The organism is Micromonospora sp. LOL_013 (genome assembly GCF_048060315.1).
Lineage (GTDB): Bacteria > Actinomycetota > Actinomycetes > Mycobacteriales > Micromonosporaceae > Micromonospora_E.
The window spans coordinates 1-11,734 of sequence record NZ_JBHMIQ010000011.1; the positions used below are offsets into that span (position 1 = coordinate 1).

The following is an 11,734-nucleotide window of genomic DNA, read 5'->3' on the forward strand; positions in this document are numbered from 1 at the left end:
GACGTCACGCCGCACCCCCTTCGATGAGTGTCGCTGTACTCATGCGACTTGCGTGTCGCACCACCATGTTCAGCCAGGAACAGCTGGTGGGGGTGAAGTGCATGGTGATGCGGGGGTGTCGGGCCAGCCAGGCTTTGACGTTCGGGTGGTTGTGGGTGGCGTAGTTGTCGACCACGACGTGCAGTTGTACTCGGGGGTGGGCCTTGGCGACCTGCTTGAGGAAGGCCAGGAACTCCACGTTGGAGTGCCGGTCGAAGCAGGCGTCGGCGCTGACGCGTCCGGTGGCCACCTCCAGGGCGGCGAACAGGGTGGTGGTGCCGTTGCGGACGTAGTCGTGGGTCCGACGCTCCGCCAGTCCGGGGCGAAGCGGCAGGATCGGCGCGGTCCGGTCGAGCGCCTGGACCTGGGACTTCTCGTCGACCGAGACCACCACCGCGCCGGCCGGCGGGTTCAGGTACAGGCCGACCACGTCCCGGATCCTGGCTTCCAGTTGAGGATCGGTGGAGAACTTGAACGTCTCCGACCGGTGCGGTTGCAGGCCCCATTTGCGCCAGACACGTGACACGGTGGCGAAGCTGACCGGTGTTCCTTCCCGGCGCAGCTGGTCGGCCAGCAGCCGCGCCGACCAGTGCGTCACTCCGAGGTCCGCTGGTGGCCGCCCGTCGTCGGAGACGGTGCGCACCACGATGGCGACTTCGTCGACCACCGACGGTCGGCCCGAGCGTTCCAGGTCGGCCAACGCGTCGATGCCGCCGGCGTCGTAGCGGTTGCGCCACGCCAGGACCGTCGGTGTCGACACTCCGACCTGTCGGCCGATCGCCGCGTTCGGCATACCTTCAGCGGCCAGTAGAACGATCCTCGCCCGCTGCGCCAGGCCCGCCGCCGACTGTGATGACCGGGTCAACGCGCGTAGACGAGACCCATCTCCCGGGCGAAGCGCCAGTGGCGCGGCAACAGACATGCCTCATTGTCCCGCACCTGAACCACAAAACCACTTACGACACGCGACACTAGCGATGAGGTTTCCGTGGGCGACAGCGGCATCCTTGGCGGTATTCCTGGCGCTCTGGGAGGTCTTCGGCCGGCTGGCGGACTACCGAGCCTTGCCACCGGTCTCCGAGATCTACCACACATGGCTCTCGTTCTTTCAGGACGGGATTTTGTTCTCCGTTCTGTCGGAAAGCGCCAAGACCTTCGGCATGGGCATCGGAGTGGCGATCGGTGCCGCCGTCGTAGTGGCCGTGCTGATGAGCCTCTCCCGTACCGTCGAGCAGCTGATCGCGCCGTACATCGACGCCGGCATGTCGGTGCCGATCACCGCGACCATTCCGATCCTGATGATGGTGTTCGGGCTCGGGGCGGCGACCCGAGTCGCCGTCGTGTTCCTCTATTCCTTCTTCACCATCGTGGTCTCCATGCAGGCCGGTCTGAAGAATGTCAACCCAGCCCACGAACAGCTCGCGCACGCCTACGCCGCGTCACGAACACAGACGATCCTGAAGATCACGTTGCCGTCGGCGCTACCGCTGGCGATCACCGGGATCCGGCTTGGCGTAAGCCGTGGCATCCGGGGCATGGTCAACGCGGAGGTGATCATCTCGACGGCCGGGATCGGCTGGCTGCTGATGCGGTCGTCGCGCGAGTTCAACATTGCCGGCGTCTGGGCGGTCACCGGGACCATCATCGCAGCGGCCCTGATCGTCATGGGCTTGGTAACCCTTTTGGAGCGAACTCTCGTCCGAGGCGGCGATCGCTGATCCTGGAATCCCGGGTCACCTTGATCTCGGCCAAAACCGATGCGAGACGCCCGCCACGGGTTTGAGACGGCCGAGCTCGGGAATGTGTCGCCGATGCGGGCACTGTTGATGAGGATCGAGCAGGCGACCGGGCTGGACCGGATCGGCGACCGGCTGCAGCTGAGCGTCCAGCGGCGGATCAGCGACGAACGGGTCCGCGACCTGCTGCACGGGGTGTGGCTGGGGCATCCGCTGCACCCGGTGCTGATCCAGGTGCCGATGGGTGCCTGGTTGAGCGCTGCCGTACTCGACATGCTGCCCGGACAGCGACGGGCCGCGACCACCCTGGTCGGCGTCGGCACGGCCGCCGCGATCCCGGCGGCCGTCACCGGAGCGAACGACTGGGCGAGTTTGTCCCGCGAGCAGCGCCGGATCGGCCTGGTGCACGCGATCGCCAACACCGTCGGCATCGCCTGCTACGCCGGGTCGCTGGTCGCCCGGCTGCGCGGCCGCCACCAGACCGGCCGTACGCTCGGATTCCTCGGCCTCGCCGCGGTCGGTGCCGGCGGCTTCCTCGGCGGCCATCTCGCCTACAAGCAGGCCGCTGGAGTCAACCACGCAGTGCCCGAGCTGCACCGGATCTCCGCCGGCTGGCACCCGATCGCCGAGTTCGCCAACCTGCCCGAATCGGGCATGATCAGCCGGCAGGTGGACGACGTACCGGTGCTGGTCTACCGGCACGGCGAGGACGTCACGGTCCTGCTGGCCCACTGCGCCCACCAGAACGGACCCCTCGACCAGGGTGAGGTGATCAGCGCGGACGGCCACGCCTGCGTGGTGTGCCCGTGGCACGGCAGCGCGTTCCGGCTCACCGACGGCACCGTCGCCCACGGCCCGGCCGCCACCGATCAGCAGGTGCTGCGCAGCCGGGTGGTGGCCGGCGTCGTGCAGGCCCAACTGCCCTGATCCGGCGGACCTGCGGCAGCCGGCAACCGTACGGTGAACTTCGCGCCGGTACCGGGATGGCCGGCGGCCTCGATGGTGCCACGGTGCGCCGTCACCACCTCGCGCAGCAGCGCCAGGCCCAGGCCGATGTGCAGCCGGTCCGCCCCGGTACCGCGATGGAACCGGTCGAAGATGCGCTCGTCGGGGTCGAAGCCGTCGCCGGTGTCCGCGACGGTCAGTTCGATCGTGTCGCCGACGGCGGTGCGGCAGACGGCGACATCGATCCGGCCGCCCGGTCGGGAGTGCCGCAACGCGTTGGTCAGCAACTCGGACACCACCCTGCGCAGCGCTGAGGAGACCCCGGCCACCGGCAGCGGACCGGCGGACCGGTCCAGGGCGATCACCACGCCGCACTCCTGTGCCCGGTCGCTCTCGGCAAGGACCGCGTCCTCGACGATGGCGGCCAGGTCGACCGGCGCGTCGGAGGCACGGTCGGCCGGGGCGGCGCCGAGCCGGGCGGACAGCAGCAGGTCGTCGACCACCTCGCCGAGTTGCCGGGTGGTGCCGACCAGCCGGTCCAGGTCGGCGGCGTATTCGGACGGAACGTTGCCGTTGCCGTTGCCGTTACGGGCCCGGCGGGCGAGCACCTGCGCCCGGGTGTGCACCTGGACAATGGGCGTACGCAGTTCGTGGCTGGCGTCGGCGATGAAGCGCCGTTGACGCGCGAGCGCCTCGGCGAGAGGCGCGACCGTGAGCCAGCCGACGACCATCCCGCTGGCCAGCGCGGCCAGCAGTCCGATCCCCTCGGTGATGGACAGGGCCAGGAGCAGCTGGCGACGGTCGGCGAGGTGGTAACGGGTGTCGAAGACGGCCTGAATGGTGTCGCCGTCCCGGGGCTGAGTGAGGACGAAGTAGACGGTGTCGTTGCGCTCGACCCTGGTCACCTGCTCGATGCCGGTCGCGGCAACCGTCTCCATCACCTGGCGCAGCGGGAATCCGGCCGGTGCGGGGACTCCTGCTGTCTGCAGTGCGGGAAGGGCCGCGTCTTGCGGCTCGCCGCCGCCGCGCAGGAACAGCCAGGTGCAGCCCGGCGGCCCGGACGGGTCGCCACGGCTGGCGGTGTACCGCAGCTCCCGGTCGATCTGTTTCTCCTGCCCGTGCACGAGCATGCCGTAGGCGATCCCGCCGACCAGGGTGACCAGTGCGGTGACCGCGAGGCCGACCAGCGCGCCGACGCGCAGCCGGGCCCGCGCGATGACCTTGCGTTCGGCGGCCGCCCAGGAGATGCCGAACTGCTCGGCCGACGGGTGGGGCATCAGAGTTCACCGAGCCGGTAGCCGACCCCGTGCACAGTCCGGATCACCGACCGACCGAGTTTGCGGCGCAGGTAGTAGACGTAGGTGTCGACGATGGAGGTGGCATGGGCGTCGTCGAACACCTGCCGACGCAGCCCGGACCGGGAGTGCACCCTCGTCGGCGTCATGGCGATCACCCGGAGCAGGTCGAACTCCCGCAACGACAGGGCGACCCGGGATCCGTCGGGCAGCACCACGTCCCGCAGCCCGAGGTCGAGCCAGCCATCGCCGACCCGTACCGTCTCGGCGGTGTCGAAGGCGCGCCGGCACAGCGCCCGCAACCGAGCCGCCAGCTCGTCCAGCTCGAACGGTTTTACCAGGTAGTCGTCGGCGCCCGCGTCAAGGCCGGCGACCCGGTCGTCGACGGCGCCGAGCGCGGTCAGCATCAATGCCCGGGCCTGTACCGAACGGGAACGCAGCCGGGCGAGCAGGTTCAACCCGTCGATCGCGGGCAGCACCCGGTCGATGACCATGACGTCGTACGCTCGGGTAAGCCCTAGATGCAGTCCGCGTTGTCCGTCGCGGGCGGCGTCGACCCGGTATCCTTCGTCGGCCAGCACTTCGGTCAGCAGACCCGCGAGGTCCGCGTCGTCCTCGATCAGGAGCAGGCGCAGTGCCGGTGGCGACGTCACGCTTGCCGTCATCACCTGTCGAGAATCGCACACCAGACCCAGATTACATAGACCTTTGTCGATGCTTAGGGACTTCGGTCGGCGGGTCGACGATCAGGACTGCCGCAGGTCCGGCCCCTCGGCGGCGATCGACACGTTCGAACCAGCTCAGCAGCGGCGTGGTCATCAACGTCGTCACCAGGGCGACCAGTACCAACGCGGTGAACATCGTAGAGTTGACGACACCGGTGGACAACCCGATGTTGAGCGCGATGAGCTGCATCAGGCCACGGGCGTTCATCAACGCGCCGACCCGCAACGCCACGCCGTTCGGCTCGCCCCTGAGCCGGGCCGCCAACCAGCATGATCCGAACTTGCCCAGGATCGCGACCGCCACGCAGGCCAGCGCGAACAGCAGCACCGACGGATCGCCGAGCAGGCCGAACTCGGTGTGCAGGCCCGAATAGGTGAAGAACAACGGCAGGAAGACGGTCTGACACACCGGGACGAGCGTCTCCACCACCCGGTCGGTACGCAAATCGTGCGGCATCACCGCACCGAGCGCGAACGCGCCGAAAACGGCGTACAGCCCGATCTCGTCGGTGTACCACGCCACCGCGAACAACAGCGTCACGACTGCCAGCAGCCGGGACTGGTCACCGAGCCGGCCGTCGCGAATCAGCGCCGCCGCCGTCCGGGCCCCGAACCGCCAGAGCAGCAGCCCGAACAGCACCGCCCCGCCGACGGTGACCAGCGCCGGACCGGGCCGACCGGTGGCCACGGCGAGGACCACGGCAAGCAGTATCCAGGCCACCACATCGTCGATCGCGCCACTGGCCAGGGCCAGCGAACCGTGCCGGGTGCCGGCCTGCCCGCGTTCCGTGACGATCCGGGCGAGCATCGGAAACGCGGTCACCGCCAGGGTGACACCGACGAACACCGCCGTCACCCCGGTCGGGACCCCGTCGGCGAGCACCGGCACACGTCCGGCGGTGGCGAACACCAGCAGCGCGCCCAGCGCCAACGGTGCCAGCACCCCGGCGGCCGAGACCGCGCCGGCGGTGCCGGCCAGGTCGGCCACCCGGTGGGTGGTGAACGCGTAACCGACCTGGAACATGAACATCACCAGGCCGATCTGCCCGACGACGTACAGCACCGGATGCAGCTGTTCCGGAAACAGCGCCCGCTGGGCGGTCGGGGCGAGCAGCCCGAGCAACGACGGCCCGAGCAGGACCCCGGCGAGCATCTCGCTCACCACAGCCGGCTGGCCGACCCTGCCGAGCAGCCAGGCGACCGTCCGGCAGCAGAGCAGGATGACCGCCACGGCAATGAAGAACCGTGGCGCCAGGTCGACCGTACTCATCGGCCCTCCAGCGAAGTTTCGGCAGCGTCAGCGCCCGGCCTGGTCGAAGTGGTTCGCGCACAGCCGCAGCCGTCGTGCGTGGAGCACCATCACACTGCCCAGCACCAGCTGGACCAGGCTTCGCCAGACGTCGGCCCACCGGTCCTCGGTGCGCATCAGCCACAGCCGCAGCCGCCCGACCTCGCCCGAACCGGCCGGGAGCAGGTAACACGGACCCCGGCTGGGCAACGACCGGTCGTGGCGTACCGAGGAGACCAGCGCGTACCGGCGCAGCACCTCGCGGGTCGCCGCGCGCATCATCACCGGCGCGACGCCGCGCGCCGGGCAGGCCCGGTTCGCAGTGACGCCGAACGGGACGAAGTGTGCCTCCCGCCGGGACAGCCGCAACCAACGGTCCGGGTCGAAATCGTCGTCGGCGGCCGGTCCGGTGCGCTGAAAGGCCAGATAGTTGAACAGCAGCACCGAGCCGGCCGGCAGAGTGGTGCCGGCATCCACCTCGATCGGGGCCGAGGTGATCCGGTGCGCCACCCCGAACAGTGGATGCACCCGCAACGTCTCGTCGATCACCCGGTCGAGCAGCTCATCGGCGGCCTCCGCCGGCCCGTCCAACGCCCGGCGCACCGCGAGCTGCGTCGGCGGATGCTGAGCGACGGCCAGCAGCAGATGCGCCATCGCCTCGGACATCTGCACGACCGCCGTGGTGAAGAACGCACCGTGCAGGTACCAGGCGGTCTCCTGGGCGGTGAACGGCTCCGGCAGCACGACCGGGGCGGTCCCCGCGTCGACGCGGGCCCGCAGATAGCGGGTCAACCGGTTCCGCCGGCTCAGGTGCCGCAGCCCACTGCACTTCAGCGCGGACGACACGTCGCCGGCGTTCGCGACGATCAGCGCCCGGGCGTCCGGCGGGCACGCCTCATCGAAGACCAGCTCGTAGTAGACCTCGGCCCAGATCGGCAGCATCATGTCGCGTAGCCGCACCAGGCTGGTCCGCCCGGGCGGCAGCCGGTCCAGCTGCCGGCGGGCGGCCGAGGCGGCCAACTCCGTCGACCGTCGCTGCGACACGGCCAGCACCCGCCGGGTGGTCCGGGCCACGGTGCGGTAGCGCTCACCCGATTCGAGGTGCTCCTGGTGCATGTGCGGCCCCGGAGACAACCAGTACCAGAACAGATCGGACAGGCCCGCGCCCCGGCTGCGTCCGTCCGCCGCCGGGTGGGCGTACACCCGCTCGAAGTGCTCCGCGCCGACCAGCGGGCCGGGCACCGCGATCCCTTCACCACCGTTCACCCGGGCGAACACCCACTGCCGCAGGCCGATCACCGCCGGCGGCAGCCAGCGGGGCAGCGTCCACACCAGGACCGCCGCCGCCACGAGGGCAAGCAGCACGGGTACGCCGGACCCGGTCATCGGCGTACCCCCGCCGGCCACGCTCGGCCGCCCACCGCCGGGGTGACCAGGTCCGGGGTGATCGCGGCCGGAGAGTCCGCTCCGGCAAGCGCCATCGCCCGGTCCAGGTCGGCCCGCAGCAGCTCCAGGACCTGGCGTACGCCCATCTCACCGCCGGCGGCCAGGCCCCACAGCACCGGCCGGCCGACGCCGACGGCGACCGCGCCCAACGCCAACGCGGTGAGCACGTCGGTGCCGCGCCGTACCCCGCCGTCGAGCAGCAGCGGGAGGCGGCCCGCGACCGCGTCGACGACGGCGGGCAGCGCGTCGACGCTGGCCGGTACGCCGTCGAGCTGCCGCCCGCCGTGGTTGGACACCAGCACCGCGTCGACCCCGTGTTCGACGGCCAGCGCGGCGTCGGCGGGGTGCAGGACGCCTTTGAGTACGAGCGGCAGCCGAGTGGATTCCCGCAGCCAGTCGATCCGCCGCCAGTCCAGGGCGGCGTCCATCGTGATCGTCCGGATCTCGCCGGTCACCGGATCGCGCATGTTCTCGCAGCACAGCCCGTCGGGCAGGTCCAGGAAGCCGTGCCGCAGGTCCCGTTCGCGCCGCCCGAACACCGGCGAGTCGACGGTGACCACCAGCGCACCGCAGCCGGCCGCCTCCGCGCGCCGGATCACCGACTCGGTGAACGCCACGTCCGGCTGCGGATAGAGCTGGAACCACAACTTCGGCGGACGGGGCGTCACGTTGGCGGCGGCGGCCGCGATGGCCTCCACCGGGGTGGTGGCGGCCATGCTCACCACCATGATCGTGCCGGCCGCCGCGATCGCGCGGGCACAACCCGCCTCCCCGTCCGGGTGGGCGAGCCGGTGAAAGGCGGTCGGCGAGGCCAGCACGGGCATCGAGACCGTCTCGCCGAACAGCTCCACCCGCAGATCACGGGCGCCGACGCCGCGCAGCACCCGGGGCAGTACCCGGTAGGCGTCGAAGGCGGCTTCGTTGTCGCGTACGGTCCGTTCGTCGCCGGCACCGCCGGCGAAGAAGTCGTCGTGCGCCGGGTCGAGCCGGCGACGGGCCGCCGCCCGCAGGTCGGCCAGGTTCACCGGGGCGGCGACGCTGGGCAGTTTGGTCCCGTTCATCCGCGTACGGTGGCCAGGCAACGGCCCAGGAAGGCGACCAGCGGCGCCCGGTGCACGTCCGGCCGGTCCCACCGGTTCTCCAGGTTCTCCGCCAGGTGGTGGACGTCGGTCACGACGCCGTGGCGGTAGCGCCGGACCACCGGATGCAGGTACGCGGCGTCGTGCGCCTGGCCGGCCGAGTCCTGGGCGATCCGGTTGACCGACACGTCGAACGGGTCCACCTGGTCGTGCTCGGGCCCGTACTCCAAGGTGACCGCGAAGGCGTGGGTCGGCTCGTGGCCGGGCGCGGACAGCCCGTTGCCCACCAGGTAGTCGACCGGCACCTCCTCGTGGAAGCGGACATCCGGCCCGGCCACGGTCAGCACGTCGGCGAGCACCCCGAACACCTGCCACAGCGCGGAGGTGCGGTTGACCCGGGCGATGATGGCGTCGGCCATCGCGACCGGGTCGGCGTCGAGCTTCCCCGCCGGCCAGGCCTCACCGTGGTAACGCCGCCGCAGGATCCGGTGCAGCGCGCGGACGCCGTACCGGAAGCCGTGGATGAATCCGCTGGTCGACTTCTTGAAGTCGCGTTGCTGGGTTAGCGTGCCGGCGAAGAACAGGTCCGGCACGTTCACCGATTCCCACTCGGCGGTCTGGGCCGGGAACCGGTCTTTGATCGTCAACGCCGGACGGGTGTCCGCAGCGAAGATCGACGGGTCGAACTGGAAGCCGGTGCAGACCAGCACCCGGTCATAGGGCAGCTCCTTGACGACCTCCTCGGCCCGGCTGAAACTGAACCGCACCCGGTAACCGGCCGCGTCGCGGACGATGCTTCGCACCTCACCGTCCAGGATGGCGTTGGCCGACTTCAACTGGTACGTGTCGAGGAAGTTGTTGTTCACCGCGCGCAGGTGCCCCACGTAGTGGGTGCGCCACGCCATCCGGATCGAACTCGGCCCGGCCACGTGGATCAACGCGGTGGTCTCCAGCAGGTTGTCGGCCGTCTCGAACGCCGAGTTGCCCTTGCCGATGATCAGCACCCGTTGGTCGAGAAAGTCCTTCGGGTCGACCGGCATGTCGCCGTACCCTTCCGCGAGCTCGATGCCGGGCACCGGCGGAACGTACGGCTGGGACACCCCGGTCGCCACCACGACGCGGCGCGCCCGGTGCACCGTGCCCGACCCGTCGGTGACCTCGAAGCCACCGGCCGGGTCGCGGGCCACCCGGGTCACCCGGCATTCGTACTGCACCCGAACGCCGGTCGCGGCGGCGAAGTCGGCCAGGTAGCGCACCATCAGGTCGGCATGCGGGAAGTACCGTTCGGTGTACCGGGTGAACAGCAGGTCCGGGTCGTCGCTGAGCAGCGAGTTCCAGTCCAGCCGCAGGTTGAGTTCGGGGTCGGTGGAGCCGGTGTGTGGCTTGTTGATTGAGATCAACTGGCGGTGCCGCGGGTAACGCTCGAAGAATGCGCCCGGTGCACCGGCGGCCTCCAGCACCAGGTAGGACGCTTGTCCGGACTGTTCGAAGTGCGACGCGAGCTGGAGCCCGGCCGGGCCCGCCCCGATGATCAGATAGTCGAGCATCGCTTGATTCACCGCCTGACGCTACGAAGGACAATTACCGAGGTTCCGCTGCCTGCCGGTCAGGTCCGGCGTCTGTCGATCCACCGCCGGCCGCCTCGTCGACGTGGTCGAGCAGGTCGGCTGCCCGGCGTACGTCCTGGTCGAGGGGGCGGTCCGGGTCGATCGCCGGCACCACCTCGACCAGCTGGTCGAGCAGCTGAGCGCAGCCCGGTGCGGTCGGCCGACGCGCCCCCACGTGCACCGCCTGGCGCAGCCCGACCGCCAGCGAGCCGCAGATCAGCCGCAGCAGCCGTGCCTGGTCCACCGCGCGCAGCGCGGCCTGGGTGCCGAACGGCACGACGTCCTGGTTGTGCAGGTTGGTGGGCAGACTCTGCGAACTGACCGGCGCGACTTCCCGGCGCAGCTGCGCGACCAGCGCGGTCGCCGCCAGCTGCGCACCCTGCAGCCCGTGCTGCTGGCCGGGGCCGGCGGCGAGCATCGGCGGCAGACCACCGTTGCGGGCCGGATCGACCAGCAGATCCAGTTGCCGCTCGACCAGGTTGCCGACCTGGGCGGTGACCATCGCCAGCACGTCGGCGGCGAACGCGGCCGGCTGGCCGAAGAAGTTCCCGCCGTGCAGCACCAGATCGTCGTCCGGAAAGAACAGCGGGTTGTCGCTGACCCCGGTCAGGTCCGCCGCCAACACCGTGTCCGCGTAGCGCAACGCGCCCTCGGCCGCGCCGAGCAGTTGCGGACCGCACCGGATGCTGTACGCCTCCTGCAGCGGCCGGCTGCCCGACGGCCGCGCCCCGGCCAGCAGCCCACGCATCCGCGCCGCCACCTCGACCGCGCCCGGATGGCCGTACGCCGCGATCAGCCTCGGATGCAGGAACTGGTGGGTGTCGCAGCCGAGCACGTCGGCGAGCAGCGCGGCCAGCCGCTGCGCCGACCGGTGCGCCACCCGGACGTCGTGCAGCGCGGTCCCGAGCGCGGCCGTCGTCACCGACGTGCCGTTCACCAACGCCAGCGCGTCCCGTCCGTCGAGCGTCAACGGCCGCAGCCCGGCCCGCCGGAGCGCCTCGGCCGCCGGCAGCCGCTCACCGTCGAGGTAGGCGTGGCCCTGACCGCGCAGCGACTGGGTGGCGTACGCCAGCGGGATCAGGTCACCGCTGGCCCCGACCGAGCCGAACCGGGGCATCGCCGGAGCGAACGTGGTCGCGAGCATGGCGACCAGTGCGTCGACCACATGTGGTGACACGCCCGAGGCACCCTGGGCCAACGACCACACCCGGACGAGCATCGCGGCCCGGGCCACCGCCGGGTCGATGTCCGGGCCCTGACCGGCACCGAGGTGTGCCAGGGTGTTGTCGGCCTGATCGGCGTCGTTGTCCCGGCCGGCGAAGCCGACCAGGGCGCCGAAGCCGGTGGTCGCACCGTAGACGGTCCGGTCGCCGTCGAGCACGCCACGCAGATACGAACGGCAACCCTGCACCCGGCCGCGTACCGCCGCAGTGACCTCGATGTGCACTGCGGCAGCCACGCGCCGTAGGTCGGCCGGGTGCAGGGGGCCGATCAGATCGATGGCATCGATCTCGGTCACCGTATTGCTGGTCACCTCGCCGACCGTAACCACGGAATCTCAGAACACTCTCAGC

General features: G+C 70.7%; 10 protein-coding genes. 2 read left to right on the plus strand and 8 right to left on the minus strand.

Annotated features, from left to right (window positions below):
- Positions 1-4: 4 nt before the first annotated feature.
- Complete coding sequence (locus ACFHWS_RS09255; protein ID WP_416568016.1) at positions 5-961, minus strand: IS630 family transposase; 957 nt, start codon at positions 959-961, stop codon at positions 5-7.
- 85 nt (positions 962-1,046) lie between these two features.
- On the opposite strand from ACFHWS_RS09255, the gene ACFHWS_RS09260 reads away from it, so the two are divergent.
- Positions 1,047-1,757: an ABC transporter permease gene (locus ACFHWS_RS09260; protein ID WP_416568017.1), complete on the plus strand. Its 711-nt coding sequence runs from the start codon at positions 1,047-1,049 to the stop codon at positions 1,755-1,757.
- Between the two features lie 93 nt (positions 1,758-1,850).
- On the plus strand, positions 1,851-2,702 hold the full coding sequence (locus tag ACFHWS_RS09265; RefSeq protein ID WP_416568018.1) for a Rieske 2Fe-2S domain-containing protein: 852 nt from the start codon (positions 1,851-1,853) through the stop codon (positions 2,700-2,702).
- Here the strand turns inward: ACFHWS_RS09265 and ACFHWS_RS09270 are convergent.
- Genes ACFHWS_RS09270 through ACFHWS_RS09300 form a run of 7 tightly spaced genes read right to left on the minus strand, consistent with a single transcriptional unit; the run spans position 2,645 to position 11,694 of the window.
- Positions 2,645-3,997, minus strand: coding sequence for a sensor histidine kinase (locus tag ACFHWS_RS09270; protein WP_416568019.1), 1,353 nt, complete (start codon positions 3,995-3,997; stop codon positions 2,645-2,647). The genes ACFHWS_RS09265 and ACFHWS_RS09270 overlap by 58 nt on opposite strands.
- On the minus strand, positions 3,997-4,680 hold the full coding sequence (locus ACFHWS_RS09275; RefSeq protein WP_416551089.1) for a response regulator transcription factor: 684 nt from the start codon (positions 4,678-4,680) through the stop codon (positions 3,997-3,999). The genes ACFHWS_RS09270 and ACFHWS_RS09275 overlap by 1 nt, the downstream gene beginning before the upstream one ends.
- A 31-nt stretch (positions 4,681-4,711) precedes the next feature.
- Complete coding sequence (locus ACFHWS_RS09280) at positions 4,712-6,010, minus strand: cation:proton antiporter (RefSeq protein ID WP_416568020.1); 1,299 nt, start codon at positions 6,008-6,010, stop codon at positions 4,712-4,714.
- A 27-nt stretch (positions 6,011-6,037) separates the two neighbouring features.
- The gene (locus ACFHWS_RS09285) at positions 6,038-7,414 is read right to left on the minus strand and encodes a cytochrome P450 (protein ID WP_416568021.1); all 1,377 of its coding nucleotides are present in this window, start codon (positions 7,412-7,414) and stop codon (positions 6,038-6,040) included.
- On the minus strand, positions 7,411-8,535 hold the full coding sequence (locus ACFHWS_RS09290) for an alpha-hydroxy acid oxidase (protein ID WP_416568022.1): 1,125 nt from the start codon (positions 8,533-8,535) through the stop codon (positions 7,411-7,413). Before ACFHWS_RS09290 ends, ACFHWS_RS09285 begins: the two co-directional genes overlap by 4 nt.
- Positions 8,532-10,112 carry an FAD-dependent oxidoreductase gene (locus ACFHWS_RS09295; protein WP_416550823.1) on the minus strand — a complete coding sequence of 527 codons (1,581 nt, stop codon included), beginning with the start codon at positions 10,110-10,112 and terminating at the stop codon, positions 8,532-8,534. The genes ACFHWS_RS09290 and ACFHWS_RS09295 overlap by 4 nt, the downstream gene beginning before the upstream one ends.
- A 22-nt stretch (positions 10,113-10,134) precedes the next feature.
- Complete coding sequence (locus ACFHWS_RS09300) at positions 10,135-11,694, minus strand: aromatic amino acid ammonia-lyase (protein ID WP_416550824.1); 1,560 nt, start codon at positions 11,692-11,694, stop codon at positions 10,135-10,137.
- Between the last annotated feature and the right edge of the window lie 40 nt (positions 11,695-11,734).

Excerpts from the sequence above, each read along its gene's own strand:
- ACFHWS_RS09255 (WP_416568016.1), bottom strand. The coding sequence starts at position 961 with ATGTCTGTTGCCGCGCCACTGGCGCTTCGCCCGGGAGATGGGTCTCGT.
- ACFHWS_RS09265 (WP_416568018.1), top strand. The coding sequence starts at position 1,851 with ATGCGGGCACTGTTGATGAGGATCGAGCAGGCGACCGGGCTGGACCGG.
- ACFHWS_RS09270 (WP_416568019.1), bottom strand. The coding sequence starts at position 3,997 with ATGCCCCACCCGTCGGCCGAGCAGTTCGGCATCTCCTGGGCGGCCGCC.
- ACFHWS_RS09275 (WP_416551089.1), bottom strand. The coding sequence starts at position 4,680 with ATGACGGCAAGCGTGACGTCGCCACCGGCACTGCGCCTGCTCCTGATC.
- ACFHWS_RS09280 (WP_416568020.1), bottom strand. The coding sequence starts at position 6,010 with ATGAGTACGGTCGACCTGGCGCCACGGTTCTTCATTGCCGTGGCGGTC.
- ACFHWS_RS09285 (WP_416568021.1), bottom strand. The coding sequence starts at position 7,414 with ATGACCGGGTCCGGCGTACCCGTGCTGCTTGCCCTCGTGGCGGCGGCG.
- ACFHWS_RS09290 (WP_416568022.1), bottom strand. The coding sequence starts at position 8,535 with ATGAACGGGACCAAACTGCCCAGCGTCGCCGCCCCGGTGAACCTGGCC.